Source organism: Pseudomonas sp. B12(2026), from assembly GCF_057767015.1.
This window is the reverse complement of the sequence record NZ_CM173430.1, coordinates 1-17,885: the sequence shown is the minus strand read 5'-3', so window position 1 is coordinate 17,885 and position 17,885 is coordinate 1. Positions and strand designations below refer to the sequence as shown.

Here is a 17,885-nt window from a genome sequence, read left to right as displayed (position 1 = left end):
GCTCGCGAACCGCATGGCACCGGAGCTGCCGGGAAATCTGTTCGCGAGCAAGCTCGCTCCTACAAGAGATGGGTGCGCGGGGTCAGAAATCGTGGATCTTCGGGTACTGCCCGAACAGTTCGCGCATGTCTTCCAGGGCGCTGGCCATGCGCTCGTCGCTGCATTCCGCGCCCATGCACAGGCGCACCGCGCGCGGTCGCGGGGTGCCGCGGACCATGAAGGGGTCGGGCGGGGTCACGGCGATGTGCCGGTGGCGCAGTTCGCGCACCAGGCTGTCCAGCTCCCAGTGCTCGGGGATGCCGATCCAGGCGCTGAGGGAGTGCGGGTCGCAGCCCAGCAGGTGATCCCCCAGCCATTCCCGCACCAGCCCCTGGCGCTTCTCCAGCACGCGGCGCTGCAGGGCGATCAGCGCCTGGGTCGTGCCGTTGTGGACCCAGCGCGCCGCCACTTCCGCCAGCAGCGGGGTGGCCATCCAGCTGTTCACCCGCAGGATGCTTTCGGTGCGCAGCGCCAGCCGCCGGGGCATGGCCAGGTAGCCGATGCGCAGGCCGGTGAGCACGCTCTTGGTGAAGCTGGTGCAGTAGAAGGACAGGTCCGGCAGGTAGTGGCTGAGCGGCGGCGGGCGCTGCTCGCCGAGCAGCGGGCCGTAGACGTCGTCCTCGATCACGTGCACGCCGTAGCGCTGGGCGATGGCGGCGATCTCGCGGCGGCGCGAGTCGGGCATCAGGCTGGAGGTCGGGTTGTTCAGGTTCGGCGTGCACACCAGGGCGGTGATGCGTTCGTTGGCGCAGAGGTCCTCGAAGTGTTCCGGGTCGATGCCTTCGCGGTCGATCTCCACGCCCTTGAGGGTGAAGCCGAGCACCTGGGAATTGCCGATCACGCCGTGGTCGGTGAGCTGCTCGCAGAGCACCACGTCATCCGGTCCGGCGAGGGAGGCGAGGGCGAGGAAGATGCCGTGGGCGGCGCCGTTGGTGATCAGCACGTCGTCGCGCTCGCGCCGCAGGCCCTGCTGGGCCAGCCATTGCACGCCGGCGTCGCGGTGCGCGTCGAAGCCGGCCACCGGGCGGCAGGCGCGCATCCACGGCTGGTCGCTTTCCTGCGCCAGGACGCGGCAGGTGTCCTGCCACAGGCGGTCGTGTTCGCGGGTGTGGACGATGCTGGCGATGGAGAAATCCACCAGGGCGCGCTCGGGGTGGTCGACCATGTAGTGCGCCATGCCTTCGGTCATCCGCCGCGAGACGAAGCTGCCACGCCCCACCTCGCAGCGCACCAGGCCCTGGCGTTCCAGTTCCTTGTAGGCGTTGGTCACCGTCTGCACGCTGATGCCCAGGCCGTCGGCGACCTGGCGCTGCGGCGGCAGGCGCTGGCCGTCGCTCAGGCGGCCCTGCTCGATGTCGCCGGCAATGGCCTGGACCAGGGTCTTGTATTTGGATTCGCCGCCCCGCAGGTCGGCCAGGGCGCGACGCCAGGCTTCCATCGTCAGGGCTCCGTCAGCTCAGGCGTCTAGAGTGACCGACCCGTACACCCGCGGCAATTGTCCTAGTGCAATGTTGGGGCGCAACCCCCTTTTGTATGCTCGGGTGCAGGACACCGGGCCGCATTGTCAGGCCCGCGCAGAAAAAACCAGCGGATGCGTTCGTCGCGACGGTGGCTTTTTCCCGCCGCGGGGCTGTCGATCGGTAAGAGCCGCAAGGCGCCCGGGCTTAGTCTGGCGTCGTTGCCCCATCACCTCGCCTGGCGAGTGAACTTCGGAAGGCCCCTGCGGGGGCCCTGCCAACAAGAACAATAGTCGTACGACATTGCTACCTGCCATCCAGCGCCGCGCGCCGAACGCGCACGGCAAGAGAAGATCAGGAGATCCGAAGATGAGTACCGCCCCTGTTTCACTGCACCGCCTGAGCCTCGCCTGTACCCTTGTCGCCTGCGCGCTGGCCAGTGCCGGCAGCTACGCCGAGACCACCCTGGAACGCATCCAGAGCACCGGCACCGTGCGCATCGGCTACGCCAACGAAGCGCCGTTCGCCTATACCGAGACCTCCGGCAAGGTCACCGGCGAATCCCCGGAAATCGCCACGCAGATCTTCACCAAGATGGGCGTGAAGAAGATCGAGCCGGTGCTCACCGAGTGGGGCGCGCTGATCCCCGGTCTGCGCGCCGGCCGCTTCGACGTGATCGCCGCCGGCATGTACATCACCCCGCCGCGCTGCCAGCAGGTGATCTTCACCGACCCGCACTACCAGATTCCCGATTCACTGCTGGTGAAGAAGGGCAACCCGAAGAACCTGCACAGCTACGCTGACGTGAAGAACAATCCGGACGTGAAGCTGGCGATCATGTCCGGCACCGCCGAGCTGGGCTACGCCCGCGCCGAGGGCGTGGCGGAAGAGCAGATCGTCCAGGTGCCCGACACCACCGCGCAGCTGCAGGCCGTGCGCGCCGGCCGCGCCGACGCCAGCGTCGGCACCGCGCTGACCATGAAGGGCCTGGCGGCCAAGGGCGGCGATGCGGTGCAGGCCATCGCCGACTTCAAGGACGACCCCGCGCACACCGGCTACGGCGCCCTGGCCTTCCGCCCGGACGACACGGACCTGCGCGACGCGGTGAACCAGCAGCTCAAGCCGTGGCTGGGCAGCGCCGAGCACCTGCAGACAGTCAAGCCGTTCGGTTTCGACAAGTCCAACGTCACCGACAAGACCGCCGCCGAGCTCTGCAAACAGTGACCGGGCAGGGCGCGTCGCTGGCATAGGCCGCGCCCGCCTGGCCGTTCCGTCGAACCTGTCGTTACGGGATGCGCATCATGGGTGAATTGCTTCCTCTGCTGCTGGAGGGCGCCTGGGTCACCATCCAGGTGACCGTCTTCGGCTCCCTGCTGGCGGTCGTCGCCGCCGTCATCGCCGCGCTCGGCCGGCTCTCGCCGTGGCCGGCGGTACGCTGGCTGGCGATCAGCTACATCGAGCTGTTCCGCGGCACCTCGCTGCTGGTGCAGCTGTTCTGGCTGTACTTCGTGCTGCCGCTGCCACCGTTCAACCTGGAGATGAGCGCCTACAGCGTGGCGATCATCGGCCTGGGCCTGCACATCGGCGCCTATGGGGCGGAGGTGATGCGCGGCGCCATCGGCTCGGTGCCCAAGGGGCAGTACGAGGCGGCGCTGGCGCTGAACATGACGCCGTTCACGCGCTTCCGCCGGATCATCCTGCCGCAGGCGCTGCTGTGCGCGATTCCGCCGGGCACCAACCTGCTGATCGAGCTGCTGAAGAACACCTCGCTGGTATCGCTGATCACGCTTTCCGACCTGACCTTCCGCGCCCGCCAGCTGGACCAGGCGACCTTCGAGACGCTGAAGATCTTCGTCCTCACCCTGGTGCTGTATTTCGTCATGGCCCAGATCATCGTCTTCCTCATGCGGCGCCTGGAGCGCTGGCTGGGGCACGGCCGAATCCGCGGAGGCCTGTGATGAAACTCTTCGACTGGGACTTCGCCTGGCAGATCCTGCCGCAGCTGCTGCACGCCTCGCTGCGCACCATCGCCATCACCCTGGTGGGCTTCGCGCTGGCGGTGGTGTTCGGCCTGCTGTTCGCCATCGCCCGGCGCAGCCGGCACTTCTGGCTGTCGTGGCCGGCGGCCTGGCTGATCGAATTCATCCGCAGCACGCCGCTGCTGATCCAGGTGTACTTCCTGTTCTACGTGCTGCCGACCTACGGGCTGAACATGACCGCGCTGGTGGCCGGCACGCTCGGCATCGCCCTGCACTATGCCTGCTACACCGCCGAGGTGTACCGCGCGGGCCTGGAGGCGGTGCCGCGCGGGCAGTGGGAGGCGGTGACCGCGCTGAACTTCTCGCCGTTCAAGGCCTACCGCGAGGTGATCCTGCCCCAGGCCATCCGCCCGGTGCTGCCGGCGCTGGGCAACTACCTGATCGCCATGTTCAAGGACACCCCGGTGCTCTCCGCGATCACCGTGGTGGAAATCATGCAGCAGGCGAAGAACATCGGTTCCGACAGCTTCCGCTACCTGGAGCCGATCACCCTGGTCGGGGTGTTCTTCCTGCTCATCAGCATCAGCCTGGCCGGCGTGGTCCGCCAGGTGGAAAAACGCACGGCGCTGCCATGACCGATTCCTCTGGAGGTAATCCGATGTCCGTCCACTCCATTCAGCCTCTCGAGGCCATGACTCCCCGCCCGGCGGGCCAGCAGGCGCCGACCGAACGGGCCGCGACCGCCCAGCCGATGGTGAGCTTCCGCAACGTGTGCAAGAGCTACGGCAGCTTCAGCGTGCTCAGGGACCTCAACCTGGAAGTCGGCGCCAACGAGAAGGTCGCCATCATCGGCCCCAGCGGCTCGGGCAAGTCGACCCTGCTGCGCGCGCTGATGACCCTGGAAACCATCGACAGCGGCGTGATCTCGGTGGACGGCGAACCGCTGACCCACCTGATGCGCAACGACAGCCTGGTGCGCGCGCCGGAAAGCCACGTGCGCCGGGTGCGCAGCAAGATCGGCATGGTCTTCCAGTGCTTCAACCTGTTCCCACACATGAGCGCGCTGCGCAACGTGATGGAGGCGCCGGTGCAGGTGCTCGGCCTGCGCCGCGACGAGGCCCGCGAGCGCGCGGTGGAGCTGCTGGAGATGGTCGGCCTGGGCGACAAGCTCGACCACTATCCCTCGCAGCTGTCCGGCGGCCAGCAGCAGCGCGTGGCCATCGCCCGGGCGCTGGCGATGCGGCCGAAGGTGATGCTGTTCGACGAGGTGACCTCGGCGCTGGACCCGGAGCTGTGCGGCGAGGTGCTCAACGTGGTGCGCCGGCTGGGCACCGAGCACAACCTGACCATGCTGATGGTCACCCACCAGATGGGCTTCGCCCGCGAGTTCGCCGACCGCGTGTGCTTCTTCCACCAGGGCAACATCCTCGAACAGGGCAGCCCGCAGCAGCTGTTCGGCCACCCGCAGCACGAGCGGACGCGGGCCTTCCTCAGTGCGGTGAACGAGGCGAACTGAGCCGGCTTGGGCTGTTGCTCGCGAACAGTCCCCGCTGTGAGGGGTTGGTTCGCGAGCAAGCTCGCTCCTACAGTCCTGGTTTTCGAATCAGGCGTCGGCGAGGAAGCGCAGGCCGGCGCCTTCGCCGTCGGTGCGCATCACTTCCATCTCCAGGACCGGCGCATCAAAGGGCATGTCCTGCACCTGCCCGGTGACCCGGGTGCCACTGGGCAGCTCGGCCAGCACCGCATGACGGACGTAGACGCCGCCGTCGGACAGGTCGCGGGTATGGCCGAACACCTCGCCGAAGCTGGAATGGCTGATCTTGATCCGGCACTTCATCGAGGTACGCGGGTGTTGCCGTTGGTTGGCCATGGGTGGCATCCGTCCTGAATGTCAGCCCACTAATGGGCCTGAAAGCGGGTGTCCAGGTCAAGACAGCAATTGCCGCAGCCAGGGACTGGCCGCGGCACCGGCGCGCTCAGTACCACTTCGCCTCGCCCTGCGGGCGTTTCTTGAAGCGCTTCATGGTCCACATGTACTGGCTCGGGTAGGCGCGCACGTACTTGGCCAGCTCACGGCTCAGGGCGGCGACCGAGACTTCCATGTCCTTGTCGTACATGTCCGCCGGCGCGGCTTCGAGGATCACCTTGTAGCCGCGGCCGTCGGGCAGGCGCACCGCGTGGAAGAACACGCCGCGCGCCTTGCCGCGCGAGAGCAGGGAGGGCACGAACTTGCTGGTCAGCGCGGTGGTGCCCAGGTAGGGCACGAACAGGCCCGAGCCCAGGTCCGGTTCCGGGTCGCAGGGGATGCCGACGCAGCCGCCGTTCTTCACTTCCTTGATCACGCTCTTGATGCCTTCGGGGGTCGACGGCGCGACGCGGTTGCCCAGTTGCACGCGCTGCTTCTTCAGCAGCTCGTCCACCGCCTTGAGCTTGGGCGGGCGGTAGAAAATGATCGGCTTGGCGTAGGAGCAGTAGAAGTGGTTGAGCACTTCCCAGTTGCCCAGGTGGCTGGTGATGCCGACCAGGCCGTCGCCGGAGGCCAGCGCTTCTTCCAGCACGTCCATGCCTTCCACTTCGACGATGTACTGCAGCGACTTCTGCGGCGACCACATCCAGGCGCAGGCGCTTTCGGTGAGCGTGCGGCCGGTATCCATCAGGCTCCGGGCCAGCAGCTTCTCCAGCTCGGCCGGCGGCAGCTCGGGGAAGCAGTGCGCCAGGTTGGTCCGCGCCACCTCGCGGGAGCGGTTGGGAAGCTTCCACATCAGCCAGCCGATGCCCGCGCCCAGGGCCCCCACCGCGCGCCACGGCAGCATGGCGAACAACCGCAGGAAGCCCACCACCAGTGCGCCCTTGAATTTCTCCACGGGAAACTCCTTCATTCAGAGGCGCACATTCTAACCAGCGGCGCACAGCGAAGGGGAAGGGCGCACGCCAATGGCGTGGCGCAGGACGCACAGCCTTCGCGGTCGTACGCCCTAGGCGCGGCTCAGCTCGGCGTAGCGGTCGCAGTCGGTGGTGTGGTCCATGACCATGCCGGTGGCCTGCATGAAGGCGTAGCAGATGGTCGGGCCGACGAAGTTGAAGCCGGCCTTGCGCAGCGCCTTGCTCATGGCTTCGGCCTCGGGCGTCACCGCCGGCACCTCGCCACGACCGCTGAAGTGGTTGACCCTGGGCTCGCCGCCGACGAAGGACCAGAGGAAGCCCACCGGGTCGGGCAGCTCCAGCCAGGCCCGGGCGTTCTGCCGCGCGGCCTTGAGCTTGGCGAGGTTGCGGATGATGCCCGGGTCCTGCATGCGCTCCTCGATTTCCTCGTCGGTCATCCGCGCCAGGCGTTCGGGATCGAAGCCGAACAGTACCTCGCGGTAGCGCTCGCGCTTCTTCAGCACGGTGATCCACGACAGCCCGGCCTGGGCGCCCTCGAGGACCAGCATCTCGAACAGCGCCCGCGCATCGCGCTGCGGCACGCCCCATTCGGCATCGTGGTAGGCGATGTACAGCGGGTCGTCGTTACACCAGAAACAGCGGGGCATGGCGGTCGGCCTCGAAGGGAAAGGCTGAACTATAGACAATGCACTGTACATGGATACAGCCCCGGGTCGATTTTTCCAGCGGCTCGGCCAAGTCTCGACGGCCGCCCGAAAATCGCCGCGAAGCCCAAGCCGCAAGCGGCTTGGGGTATACTGCCGGGTTTTAGTCGCATACCCAGCACAGGTGAAATTCGTGAGCCAGACTACGCCCGCCGTGCCCACCTTCCAGGATCTGATCCTCGCCCTGCAAAAATACTGGGCCGATCAGGGCTGCGTGGTGCTGCAGCCCTATGACATGGAAGTTGGCGCCGGCACCTTCCACACCGCCACCTTCCTCCGCGCCGTCGGCCCGGAAACCTGGAACGCGGCCTACGTGCAGCCCAGCCGCCGCCCCACCGACGGCCGCTACGGCGAGAACCCCAACCGCCTGCAGCACTACTACCAGTTCCAGGTGGTCCTCAAGCCCAACCCGGAAAACTTCCAGGAACTGTATCTCGGCTCGCTGAAGGCCATCGGCATCGACCCGCTGGTGCACGACATCCGCTTCGTCGAGGACAACTGGGAATCGCCGACCCTCGGCGCCTGGGGCCTGGGCTGGGAAATCTGGCTGAACGGCATGGAAGTCACCCAGTTCACCTACTTCCAGCAGGTCGGCGGCATCGAGTGCTACCCGGTCACCGGTGAAATCACCTACGGCCTGGAGCGCCTGGCCATGTACATCCAGGGCGTCGACTCGGTGTACGACCTGGTCTGGGCCGACGGTCCGTTCGGCAAGGTCACCTACGGCGACGTGTTCCACCAGAACGAGGTGGAGCAGTCGACCTACAACTTCGAGCACGCCAACGTCGAGAAGCTGTTCGAGCTGTTCGACTTCTACGAGAGCGAAGCCAACCGCCTGATCGAGCTGCAGCTGCCGCTGCCGACCTACGAGATGGTCCTCAAGGCCTCGCACACCTTCAACCTGCTGGACGCCCGCCGCGCCATCTCGGTGACCGAGCGTCAGCGCTACATCCTGCGCGTGCGCACCCTGGCCCGCGCCGTGGCGCAGAGCTACCTGCAGGCCCGCGCCCGCCTCGGCTTCCCGATGGCCACCGCCGAACTGCGTGACGAAGTACTGGCCAAGCTGAAGGAGGCCGAATAATGAGCGCGAAGGATTTCCTCGTCGAACTGGGCACCGAAGAGCTGCCGCCCAAGGCCCTGAAGAGCCTCGGTGAAGCCTTCCTGGCCGGCATCGAGAAGGGCCTCAAGGCCGCCGGCCTGAACTACGCCGCGGCGCGCTTCTACGCCGCTCCGCGCCGCCTGGCCGTGCAGATCGACCAGCTCGCCGTGCAGCAGCCCGACCGTACCGTGAACCTCGACGGCCCGCCGCTGCAGGCCGCCTTCGACGCCAGCGGCAACCCGACCCAGGCCGCCCTGGGCTTCGCCAAGAAGTGCGGCGTGGACCTTGCGCAGATCGACAAGAGCGGGCCGAAGCTGAAGTTCAGCCAGACCATCGCCGGGCAGCCGGCCGTGAGCCTGCTGCCGGGCATCGTCGAAGCCTCGCTGAACGAGCTGCCGATTCCCAAGCGCATGCGCTGGGCCGCCCGCCGCGAGGAGTTCGTGCGTCCGACCCAGTGGCTGGTGATGCTGCTCGGCGACGCCGTCGTCGACTGCGAGATCCTCACCCGCAAGGCCGGTCGCGAATCCCGCGGCCACCGCTTCCACAACCCGGACAACGTGCGCATCTCCAGCCCGGCCAACTACCTGGAAGACCTGCGCAGCGCCCATGTGCTGGCCGACTTCGCCGAGCGCCGCGAGATCATCTCCAGGCGCGTCGCCGAACTGGCTGCCGAGCAGAAGGGCACCGCCGTGGTTCCGGCCGACCTGCTGGACGAAGTGACCGCGCTGGTCGAGTGGCCGGTGCCGCTGGTGTGCTCCTTCGAGGAGCGCTTCCTCGCCGTGCCGCAGGAAGCCCTGATCTCCACCATGCAGGACAACCAGAAGTACTTCTGCCTGCTGGATGCCGACGGCAAGCTGCTGCCGCGCTTCATCACCGTGGCCAACGTCGAGAGCAAGGCGCCGGAGCATATCGTCTCCGGTAACGAGAAGGTCGTGCGTCCGCGCCTGACCGACGCCGAGTTCTTCTTCAAGCAGGACCAGAAGCAGCCGCTGGAGGCCTTCAACGCCCGCCTGAAGAACGTGGTGTTCCAGGCCCAGCTCGGCACCGTCTACGAGAAGGCCGAACGCGTCTCCTCCCTGGCCGCCTACATCGCCGAGCGCATCGGCGGTGACGCGACCAACGCCGCCCGCGCCGGCATCCTCTCCAAGTGCGACCTGGCCACCGAGATGGTCGGCGAGTTTCCGGAGATGCAGGGCATCGCCGGTTACTACTACGCAACCGCCGGCGGTGAAGCCAAGGACGTTGCCCTGGCGCTGAACGAGCAGTACATGCCGCGCGGCGCCGGCGCCGAGCTGCCGGGCACCCTGACCGGTGCCGCGGTGGCCGTGGCCGACAAGCTGGACACCCTGGTCGGCATCTTCGGCATCGGCATGCTGCCCACCGGCAGCAAGGACCCGTACGCCCTGCGCCGTGCCGCCCTGGGCGTGCTGCGCATCCTCATCGAGAAGCAACTGGACCTCGACCTCGCCGACGCCATCGGCGTGGCCGTGGCCCAGTACGGCGACAAGGTGAAGGCGCTCGGCCTGTCCGAGCAGGTGCAGGACTTCGTCTTCGATCGCCTGCGCGCCCGCTACGAGGACGAAGGCGTGGACGTGGCCGTGTACCAGGCCGTGCGTGCGCTCAAGCCGACCGCGCCGCTGGACTTCGACCAGCGCGTGCAGGCCGTGCAGGCCTTCCGTCAGCTGACCGAAGCCGAGGCCCTGGCCGCCGCCAACAAGCGCGTGTCGAACATCCTCGCCAAGGCCGAAGGCGAGGTACCTGCCGCCGTCAACGCCGGCCTGTTCGCCGAGACCGCCGAGAAGGCCCTTGGCAGCGCCGTGGCGGCCGCCGAAGACGAAGTGGCTCCGCTGGCCGCGGCTCGCGATTATCGCGCCGCCCTGGCCCGTCTGGCGGCCTTGCGCGCGCCGGTCGATGCCTTCTTCGAGGAAGTGCTGGTCAACGCGGACGACAACGCCGTGAAGGCCAACCGCTACGCACTGCTGGCCAGGCTGCGCGGGCTGTTCCTCGGCGTCGCCGACATCTCGCTGCTGGGTTGATGCCCGCCTGAAAGCCGGGAGTTCGCAACGGTTCGCCGTGACGGACTCCCGGCTTTTTCATTTCCGACTTATCGAAACGCCCATGAAGCTACTGATCCTCGACCGCGACGGCGTCATCAACCAGGACTCCGACGACTACATCAAATCCCTCGACGAGTGGATCCCGATCCCCAGCGCCATCGCCGCCATCGCCCGGCTGAGCATGGCTGGCTGGACCGTCGCGGTGGCCACCAACCAGTCGGGTATCGCCCGGGGCTATTACGACCTGGCGACGCTGGAGAACATGCACCGGCGCCTGCGCGAGCTGGTGGCGGAGCAGGGCGGTGAACTCGGGATCATCGTCTATTGCCCCCACGGCCCCGACGAAGGCTGCGACTGCCGCAAGCCGAAACCCGGTATGCTGCTGCAGATCGCCCGGCACTACGGCGTGGATCTTCACGGCATCTGGTTCGTGGGTGACAGCCGGGGTGACCTGGACGCGGCGCTGGCCGTCGATTGTCAGCCCGTGTTGGTGAAGACCGGCAAGGGCGAGCGCACCCTGGGCAAAGCCTTGCCCGAAAACACTTTGGTATTCGACGATCTCGCAGCGGTCGCTGCCCATCTACTTTCCTGAGGATTCATCACGGTGCAGGCCATCAGAACCGTTCTCTTCTACCTGCTGCTGTCGTTCAGCGCCTTCGTCTGGGGCACCCTCAGCCTGCTCATCGCGCCGTTCCTGCCATTCCGCGCACGCTACCGCTTCATCGCCCAGGCCTGGTGCAAGTTCGCCGTCTGGCTGGCCACCTGGATGGTTGGCGTGCGCTATGAGCTCAAGGGCGTGGAGAACATCCCGGCGCAGCCCTGCGTGATCCTGGCCAAGCACCAGAGCACCTGGGAAACCTTCTTCCTTACCGGCTACTTCGCGCCCCTGAGCCAGGTGCTCAAGCGCGAGCTGCTGTTCGTTCCCTTCTTCGGCTGGGCGATGGCGCTGCTCAAGCCCATCGCCATTGACCGCAGCCAGCCCAAGGTGGCGCTCAAGCAGATGGCCAAGCAGGGCGACGAGCGCCTGAAGCAGGGCGCCTGGGTGCTGATCTTCCCGGAAGGTACCCGCGTTCCCACCGGCCAGATCGGCAAGTTCTCCCGCGGCGGCGCTGCGCTGGCGGCGAACGCCAATCTGCCGGTGCTGCCCATCGCACACAACGCCGGGCACTGCTGGCCGAAGAACGGCTGGGCGAAATTCCCCGGCACCATCCAGGTGGTGATCGGTCCGGTCATGTACGCCGAAGGCGAGGGCCCGCGCGCCATCACCGAGCTCAACCAGCGCGCCGAGAACTGGGTCGTGCAGACCCTGCGCGACATCGGCGAGCTACCGCCGGAGGCCACGCCTCAGGCCGTCGCCGAAGCCGCCTCCTGAGGCTGCTTCCGGATAGAAGCCGGACAAAAGAAAAGGGCCCCTAGGGGCCCTTTCTTTTTGCCTGCGCTTTGGGCTCAGACGTCCAGGTTGGACACCGCCAGGGCATTGCTTTCGATGAAGTCGCGGCGTGGCTCCACCGCATCACCCATCAGGGTGTTGAACAGCTGGTCGGCAGCGATGGCGTCCTCGATGGTCACCTTGAGCATGCGGCGCACGTTCGGGTCCATGGTGGTTTCCCACAGCTGATCCGGGTTCATCTCGCCGAGCCCCTTGTATCGCTGGATGCTGTGGCGCTTGGTGCCTTCAGCCATCAGCCAGTCCAGGGCTTCCTTGAAGCTTGCGACGACCTTCTTGCGCTCGCCCTTCTGCACATAGGCGCCTTCTTCCATCAGGCTGTTCAGCTTGGCGCCCAGCTCGGTCACCGAGCGGTAGTCGTTGCTGGCAAAGAAGTCGCGGTTGAAGGTGACGTAGCTCGACAGGCCGTGGGCGACCATCTCGACTTCCGGCAGCCACAGGTGACGCTCGCGGTCTTCGCGCAGGCTGACCTTGTAGACCAGGCCGGACTTCTCCGAGGCCTTCAGGCGCGCCTGGTACTGCTCCAGCCAGGCCTGCATGACAGCCTCGTCGCCCAGCTTGTCGGCTTCCAGACGCGGCAGGTAGACGAAGTGCTCGGTCAGGTCCTGCGGGTACAGACGGGACAGGCGAGCGAGGGTGCGCATCACGCCGCGGTACTCGTTGACCAGCTTCTCCAGCGCTTCGCCGGACAGGCCCGGGGCGCTTTCGTTGACGTGCACGCTGGCGTCCTCGAGGGCCGACTGGGTCATGTATTCCTCCATGGCCACGTCGTCCTTGATGTACTGCTCCTGCTTGCCTTTCTTCACCTTGTACAGCGGCGGCTGGGCGATATAGATGTAGCCACGCTCGACCAACTCGGGCAGCTGGCGGAAGAAGAAGGTCAGCAGCAGGGTACGGATGTGCGAACCGTCGACGTCAGCATCGGTCATGATGATGATGTTGTGGTAGCGCAGCTTGTCGATGTTGTACTCCTCGCGACCGATACCGCAGCCCAGCGCGGTGATCAGGGTGCCGACCTCCTGGGAGGACAGCATCTTGTCGAAACGAGCCTTCTCGACGTTGAGGATCTTGCCCTTGAGCGGGAGGATCGCCTGGGTCTTGCGGTTGCGGCCCTGCTTGGCCGAGCCGCCCGCGGAGTCACCCTCCACGATGTACAGTTCGGAGAGAGCGGGGTCTTTCTCCTGGCAGTCGGCGAGCTTGCCCGGCAGGCCGGCGATGTCCAGCGCGCCCTTGCGGCGGGTCATCTCGCGGGCCTTGCGTGCGGCCTCACGAGCGCGGGCGGCGTCGATCATCTTGCCGACCACAGCCTTGGCTTCGTTCGGGTTCTCCAGCAGGAAGTCGGCGAAGTACTTGCCCATCTCCTGTTCCACGGCGGTCTTCACCTCCGAGGAAACCAGCTTGTCCTTGGTCTGCGAGCTGAACTTCGGATCCGGCACCTTCACCGAAATGATCGCGGTCAGACCTTCACGGGCGTCGTCGCCAGTGGTGGCGATCTTGTACTTCTTCGCCAGGCCTTCCTGCTCGATGTAGTTGTTCAGGTGGCGGGTTAGGGCGGAGCGGAAGCCCGCCAGGTGGGTACCGCCGTCACGCTGCGGAATGTTGTTGGTGAAGCAGAGGATGTTCTCGTTGAAGCTGTCGTTCCACTGCAGGGCGATCTCCACGCCCACGCCGTCTTCTTCACGCTGGCAGTTGAAGTGGAAGACCTGGTTCACCGCGGTCTTGTTGGTGTTCAGGTATTCGACGAAAGCACGCAGACCGCCCTCGTACTTGAACAGCTCTTCCTTGCCGGTGCGCTCGTCGCGCAGGACGATGCCCACGCCGGAGTTCAGGAAAGACAGCTCGCGGATCCGCTTGGCCAGGATGTCCCAGCTGAAGTGGATATTGTGGAAGGTGTCGGCTGAAGGCTTGAAGTGCACTTCGGTGCCAGTGCCCTCGGTGTCGCCCACTGGGCGCAGCGGGAACTGCGGGACGCCATGGTGGTAAATCTGCTCCCAGACCTTGCCTTCGCGGCGAATGGTCAGACGCAGCTCGTTGGAGAGGGCGTTCACTACGGAAACACCCACGCCGTGCAGGCCGCCGGAAACTTTGTAGCTGTTGTCGTCGAACTTACCGCCAGCGTGCAGCACGGTCATGATGACCTCGGCTGCGGAGACCCCTTCTTCCTTATGGATATCCACCGGAATGCCGCGGCCGTTGTCACGGACGGTGATGGACTCATCGGTGTGAATGGTGATGCTGATCTCGCTGCAGTAGCCAGCCAGCGCTTCGTCGATCGAGTTGTCCACCACCTCGAAGACCATGTGGTGCAGGCCGGTGCCGTCGTCGGTATCACCGATGTACATGCCCGGACGCTTGCGTACGGCGTCCAGCCCCTTCAGCACCTTGATGCTGGAAGAGTCGTAGGTGTTCTCGCTCATTCTTCACTCCCGATGGTAGTGTCCTGAGAGACTCGTCCATGTTCCACGTGGAACATCGACACCGGCGTTTCCGTTCGCCAGCCGTCTTTCAATAAGTGCGGGTCGACGCAGGTGATGAATACCTGGCAACCCAGATCTTCGAGAAGCCGGCACAACGACAACCGGTGCTTCTCATCCAATTCAGAGGGGAGATCATCCACCAGGTAAACGCATTGCCCGCGCTTGGCCTGATTGATCAGGTGCCCCTGGGCGATCCGCAACGCGCAGACCACCAATTTCTGTTGGCCACGGGATAGAATCTCCGCGGCATTATGCCCCCCGAGGCGAATTCTCAGATCCGCCCGCTGTGGTCCCGCCTGGGTGTGTCCCATCTGCTGATCACGAAGCAGGCTGGCAGACAACACTTCGCTCAGGTCCCGCTCCTTGTCCCAACCTCGGTAATAGCTGAGCGTCAGCTCATCCAGCTGGATAAGCTCTGCCAGCGTCTTCTCGAACTGAGGTTTGAGAGCGTGGATATAGGACCGTCGATAGGCGTCGATTTCGTCACTCGCCGCACACAATTCGCGGTCCCACGCGGCCTGCGAAGCACCGTCCAGTTTACCATGTCGGAGCCACGAGTTCCGCTGCCGCAGGGCCTTCTGCAGCCGTTGCCAGGCGACCATGAAGCGTTGTTCCACGTGGAACACTCCCCAATCGAGGAACTGCCGGCGAACCTTGGGCGAACCTTCCAGCAGGCGAAAACTATCCGGGTTGATCAGTTGCAGCGGCAAGGTTTCGGCAAGCTGCGCGGCACTGCGCGCGTTCTGTCCATCGATACGTATCTGGAACTCGCCCTGGCGGTCCCGCGAGACACCCAGGCTGCTATCAAAGCCATTCCCCAGACGCACCTGTCCGAATACCGTGCAGGCGGGTTCGTCGTACTGGATAACCGGTTGCAGGCGGAGGCTGCGGAAGGAGCGGGCGAGGCCGAGCAGGTGGATCGATTCCAGCAGGCTGGTTTTACCGCTGCCGTTTTCGCCGTAGAGGATGTTGATGCGGGGGGAGGGGGAGAAGGTCACCGGGTGCAGGTTGCGCACCGCGGTGACCGAAATGCGGGTCAGGGACATCGATACGCGTCAGAGGCGCATCGGCATGACGACATACGCCGAGTCGTCGTTGTCCGCTTCCTGCAGCAACGCACTGCTGTTGGCGTCGGAGAGGATCATGCGTACCTGCTCGGTACCCATCACACCCAGGACGTCCAGCAGATAGCTGACGTTGAAGCCGATTTCCAGGCTGCCGCCGTTGTAGTCGACCTGCACTTCCTCTTCCGCCTCTTCCTGCTCCGGGTTGTTCGCCTGGATCTTCAGCAAGCCATTGGAGAGTTGCAGACGAATGCCGCGGTACTTCTCGTTGGACAGAATCGCTGTGCGGCTGAAAGCTTCGCGCAGCACCTGGCGGTCACCGATCACCAGCTTGTCACCACCCTTCGGCAGTACACGCTCGTAATCCGGGAACTTGCCGTCGACCAGCTTGGAGGTGAAGGTGAATTCTCCGGTGGTCGCGCGGATGTGGTGCTGGCCGAGGACGATGGATACTTCGCCGTCCTGTTCGGTCAGCAGGCGGGCCAGTTCGAGGATACCCTTGCGCGGCACGATCACCTGGTGGCGGTCCTGCGCATCCGGCACCGCGTTGCCCAGGGAGCACATGGCCAGGCGGTGGCCATCGGTGGCCACGGCACGCAGGGTGCCACCGCCGACTTCCAGCAGCATGCCATTGAGGTAATAGCGAACGTCCTGCTGAGCCATGGCGAAGCTGGTGCGGTCGATCAGTCGACGCAGCTTGCTCTGCACCAGGCTGAAGGTCAGCGAGCCCGGGCCTTCTTCCACGGTGGGGAAGTCGTTCGCCGGCAGGGTGGAGAGGGTGAAGCGGCTGCGCCCCGCCTTCACCAGCAGCTTCTGCTCGTCGACGCGGATGTCGATCAGCGCATCGCTCGGCAGGCTCTTGCAGATGTCCATCAGCTTGCGTGCGGGAACGGTGATTTCGCCCGGCTCGGCCACGTCTTCCAGAGCGACACGGCCAACCAGTTCGACTTCAAGGTCAGTACCGGTCAGCGACAGCTGCTGCCCTTCGACAACCAGCAGGACATTGGAAAGAACCGGCAGCGTCTGGCGGCGCTCCACAACGCCAGCGACCAGTTGCAGGGGTTTCAACAGAGCTTCGCGTTGAATGGTGAAATGCATGGTCTAGTCCCTTGCCTCGTGGGGGCTGCGTCAGGTGGTCAGTGTACGCAGCAGGTTCTTGTAGTCCTCGCGGATATCCGCGTCGGATTCCTTGAGCTGAGCGATCTTACGACAGGCGTGCAGCACCGTGGTGTGATCCCGACCGCCGAAGGCCACGCCGATTTCCGGCAGGCTGTGGTTGGTCAGTTCCTTGGACAGTGCCATGGCGACCTGTCGCGGACGTGCTACCGAGCGCGAACGGCGCTTGGACAGCAGGTCGGCGATCTTGATCTTGTAGTACTCGGCGACGGTGCGCTGGATGTTGTCGATGCTGACCAGCTTGTCCTGCAGGGCCAGCAGGTCCTTAAGCGACTCGCGGATCAGTTCGATGGTGATCGGTCGCCCCATGAAGTGGGAATGGGCGATCACGCGCTTGAGCGCACCTTCCAGCTCACGCACGTTGGAGCGGATACGCTGGGCGATGAAGAATGCCGCGTCGTGCGGCAGCTCGACCTTGGCCTGTTCCGCCTTCTTCATCAGGATCGCCACGCGGGTTTCCAGTTCCGGCGGCTCGACGGCCACCGTCAGGCCCCAGCCGAAACGCGACTTCAGGCGCTCTTCCAGGCCCTCGATCTCCTTCGGATAGCGGTCGCTGGTCAGGATGACCTGCTGGCCGCCTTCAAGAAGGGCGTTGAAGGTGTGGAAGAACTCTTCCTGGGAACGCTCCTTGCGGGCAAAGAACTGGATGTCGTCGATCAGCAGCGCATCCACCGAACGGTAGAAACGCTTGAATTCGTTGATGGCGTTCAGCTGCAGCGCCTTGACCATGTCCGCAACGAAACGCTCCGAATGCAGATACACGACCTTGGCATTGGGGTTCTTCTTCAGCAGGTGGTTACCCACAGCGTGCATCAGGTGGGTCTTGCCCAGACCGACACCGCCATAAAGGAAGAGTGGGTTGTAACCATGCTTGAGATTATCGGCCACCTGCCAGGCTGCCGCCCGCGCCAACTGGTTCGACTTGCCCTCGACGAAGTTCTCGAAGGTGAAGGTACGGTTGAGGTAGCTGGTGTGCTTGAGCGCGCCTTCCACCTGCACATTCCGCTCGGTGCGCACCGATGCCGTTGGCATTGCCGCTGCCAGAGGATCGATGCCGGGGCCGGACTCATCCAGGTCAGGTAGCGGCTGCGGCTGAGCGACAGCCTGCGCCGGCACCGGCTGCGGTTCCGGAATGGCCGGAGCGACAGGCGCAGGGGCAACGGGAATCGGAGCTGGCGCAACCACCACGGCGGGTGCGGGAGAAGGCTGTACGCTGACATGACTCTGCGGAACCAGCGCCGCGCGCGGAGTACGGCTACGACGACTGCCGATCAGCAGCGACAGCGCCGGAATCTGGCCGTTGCCACGCTCGCTGAGCAGTTCGAGCATACGCCCCATGTACTTCTCGTTGACCCAATCGAGCACGAAGCGATTGGGCGCGTAGACGCGCAGCTCCTCACCCTCGACCTCGACCTGCAGAGGCCGGATCCAGGTATTGAATTGCTGGGACGGCAACTCGTCGCGCAGAAGCTCCACGCACTGCTGCCAAAGTTCCACAGACAC

Annotated in this window: 15 protein-coding genes and 1 pseudogene; 8 read left to right on the top strand and 8 right to left on the bottom strand. The window is 65.3% G+C overall.

Annotated features, from left to right (window positions below):
• Window positions 1-82 precede the first annotated feature (82 nt).
• Window positions 83-1,477 (bottom strand): MocR-like ectoine utilization transcription factor EhuR, encoded by a 1,395-nt coding sequence (gene ehuR, locus AC3B6A_RS00080; RefSeq protein WP_488400288.1) that lies wholly within the window; start codon window positions 1,475-1,477, stop codon window positions 83-85.
• 388 nt (window positions 1,478-1,865) lie between these two features.
• On the opposite strand from ehuR, the gene ehuB reads away from it, so the two are divergent.
• From ehuB to ehuA, 4 genes are all read left to right on the top strand, one after another.
• On the top strand, window positions 1,866-2,720 hold the full coding sequence (gene ehuB / locus AC3B6A_RS00075; protein WP_488400287.1) for an ectoine/hydroxyectoine ABC transporter substrate-binding protein EhuB: 855 nt from the start codon (window positions 1,866-1,868) through the stop codon (window positions 2,718-2,720).
• A 77-nt stretch (window positions 2,721-2,797) separates the two neighbouring features.
• Complete coding sequence (gene ehuC, locus AC3B6A_RS00070; protein ID WP_207884864.1) at window positions 2,798-3,454, top strand: ectoine/hydroxyectoine ABC transporter permease subunit EhuC; 657 nt, start codon at window positions 2,798-2,800, stop codon at window positions 3,452-3,454.
• Window positions 3,454-4,110 carry an ectoine/hydroxyectoine ABC transporter permease subunit EhuD gene (gene ehuD, locus AC3B6A_RS00065; protein WP_275609462.1) on the top strand — a complete coding sequence of 219 codons (657 nt, stop codon included), beginning with the start codon at window positions 3,454-3,456 and terminating at the stop codon, window positions 4,108-4,110. Before ehuC ends, ehuD begins: the two co-directional genes overlap by 1 nt.
• Window positions 4,111-4,166: 56 nt before the next feature.
• Entirely contained in the window at window positions 4,167-4,991 is an 825-nt protein-coding gene (ehuA, locus tag AC3B6A_RS00060; RefSeq protein ID WP_488403737.1) for an ectoine/hydroxyectoine ABC transporter ATP-binding protein EhuA, read from the top strand.
• 87 nt (window positions 4,992-5,078) lie between these two features.
• On the opposite strand, the gene AC3B6A_RS00055 is transcribed toward ehuA, so the two are convergent.
• The 3 genes from AC3B6A_RS00055 to AC3B6A_RS00045 form a co-directional block, all read right to left on the bottom strand.
• The gene (locus AC3B6A_RS00055; protein ID WP_488400286.1) at window positions 5,079-5,345 is read right to left on the bottom strand and encodes a PilZ domain-containing protein; all 267 of its coding nucleotides are present in this window, start codon (window positions 5,343-5,345) and stop codon (window positions 5,079-5,081) included.
• Window positions 5,346-5,451: 106 nt separating this feature from the next.
• Complete coding sequence (locus AC3B6A_RS00050; RefSeq protein ID WP_488400285.1) at window positions 5,452-6,339, bottom strand: lysophospholipid acyltransferase; 888 nt, start codon at window positions 6,337-6,339, stop codon at window positions 5,452-5,454.
• A 111-nt stretch (window positions 6,340-6,450) separates the two neighbouring features.
• Window positions 6,451-7,005: a DNA-3-methyladenine glycosylase I gene (locus AC3B6A_RS00045; RefSeq protein ID WP_488400284.1), complete on the bottom strand. Its 555-nt coding sequence runs from the start codon at window positions 7,003-7,005 to the stop codon at window positions 6,451-6,453.
• A 190-nt stretch (window positions 7,006-7,195) separates the two neighbouring features.
• Between AC3B6A_RS00045 and glyQ the strand changes: the two genes are divergently transcribed.
• The 4 genes from glyQ to AC3B6A_RS00025 all read left to right on the top strand — a co-directional run bounded on the left by glyQ (window position 7,196) and on the right by AC3B6A_RS00025 (window position 11,590).
• Window positions 7,196-8,143: a glycine--tRNA ligase subunit alpha gene (glyQ, locus tag AC3B6A_RS00040; protein WP_276228588.1), complete on the top strand. Its 948-nt coding sequence runs from the start codon at window positions 7,196-7,198 to the stop codon at window positions 8,141-8,143.
• The gene (gene glyS, locus AC3B6A_RS00035) at window positions 8,143-10,197 is read left to right on the top strand and encodes a glycine--tRNA ligase subunit beta (protein WP_488400283.1); all 2,055 of its coding nucleotides are present in this window, start codon (window positions 8,143-8,145) and stop codon (window positions 10,195-10,197) included. Before glyQ ends, glyS begins: the two co-directional genes overlap by 1 nt.
• An 82-nt stretch (window positions 10,198-10,279) precedes the next feature.
• Complete coding sequence (gmhB, locus tag AC3B6A_RS00030; protein ID WP_488400282.1) at window positions 10,280-10,810, top strand: D-glycero-beta-D-manno-heptose 1,7-bisphosphate 7-phosphatase; 531 nt, start codon at window positions 10,280-10,282, stop codon at window positions 10,808-10,810.
• A gap of 6 nt (window positions 10,811-10,816) precedes the next feature.
• On the top strand, window positions 10,817-11,590 hold the full coding sequence (locus tag AC3B6A_RS00025) for a lysophospholipid acyltransferase family protein (RefSeq protein ID WP_488403736.1): 774 nt from the start codon (window positions 10,817-10,819) through the stop codon (window positions 11,588-11,590).
• Between the two features lie 74 nt (window positions 11,591-11,664).
• Here AC3B6A_RS00025 and gyrB read toward each other — a convergent pair whose 3' ends face one another.
• The 4 genes and pseudogenes from gyrB to dnaA form a co-directional block, all read right to left on the bottom strand.
• Window positions 11,665-14,082: a DNA topoisomerase (ATP-hydrolyzing) subunit B gene (gene gyrB / locus AC3B6A_RS00020; protein ID WP_488400281.1), complete on the bottom strand. Its 2,418-nt coding sequence runs from the start codon at window positions 14,080-14,082 to the stop codon at window positions 11,665-11,667.
• Window positions 14,083-14,085: 3 nt separating this feature from the next.
• A pseudogene (gene recF, locus AC3B6A_RS00015) lies at window positions 14,086-15,188 on the bottom strand (DNA replication/repair protein RecF).
• 9 nt (window positions 15,189-15,197) lie between these two features.
• Entirely contained in the window at window positions 15,198-16,304 is a 1,107-nt protein-coding gene (gene dnaN, locus AC3B6A_RS00010) for a DNA polymerase III subunit beta (RefSeq protein WP_488400280.1), read from the bottom strand.
• A 30-nt stretch (window positions 16,305-16,334) separates the two neighbouring features.
• Entirely contained in the window at window positions 16,335-17,885 is a 1,551-nt protein-coding gene (gene dnaA, locus AC3B6A_RS00005; RefSeq protein ID WP_488400279.1) for a chromosomal replication initiator protein DnaA, read from the bottom strand.

What these genes read in the sequence shown, in the direction of transcription:
- ehuR (WP_488400288.1), bottom strand. Translation starts at nt 1,477, where the DNA reads ATGGAAGCCTGGCGTCGCGCCCTGGCCGACCTGCGGGGCGGCGAATCC.
- ehuB (WP_488400287.1), top strand. Translation starts at nt 1,866, where the DNA reads ATGAGTACCGCCCCTGTTTCACTGCACCGCCTGAGCCTCGCCTGTACC.
- ehuC (WP_207884864.1), top strand. Translation starts at nt 2,798, where the DNA reads ATGGGTGAATTGCTTCCTCTGCTGCTGGAGGGCGCCTGGGTCACCATC.
- ehuD (WP_275609462.1), top strand. Translation starts at nt 3,454, where the DNA reads ATGAAACTCTTCGACTGGGACTTCGCCTGGCAGATCCTGCCGCAGCTG.
- ehuA (WP_488403737.1), top strand. Translation starts at nt 4,167, where the DNA reads ATGACTCCCCGCCCGGCGGGCCAGCAGGCGCCGACCGAACGGGCCGCG.
- AC3B6A_RS00055 (WP_488400286.1), bottom strand. Translation starts at nt 5,345, where the DNA reads ATGGCCAACCAACGGCAACACCCGCGTACCTCGATGAAGTGCCGGATC.
- AC3B6A_RS00045 (WP_488400284.1), bottom strand. Translation starts at nt 7,005, where the DNA reads ATGCCCCGCTGTTTCTGGTGTAACGACGACCCGCTGTACATCGCCTAC.
- glyS (WP_488400283.1), top strand. Translation starts at nt 8,143, where the DNA reads ATGAGCGCGAAGGATTTCCTCGTCGAACTGGGCACCGAAGAGCTGCCG.
- gmhB (WP_488400282.1), top strand. Translation starts at nt 10,280, where the DNA reads ATGAAGCTACTGATCCTCGACCGCGACGGCGTCATCAACCAGGACTCC.
- gyrB (WP_488400281.1), bottom strand. Translation starts at nt 14,082, where the DNA reads ATGAGCGAGAACACCTACGACTCTTCCAGCATCAAGGTGCTGAAGGGG.
- dnaN (WP_488400280.1), bottom strand. Translation starts at nt 16,304, where the DNA reads ATGCATTTCACCATTCAACGCGAAGCTCTGTTGAAACCCCTGCAACTG.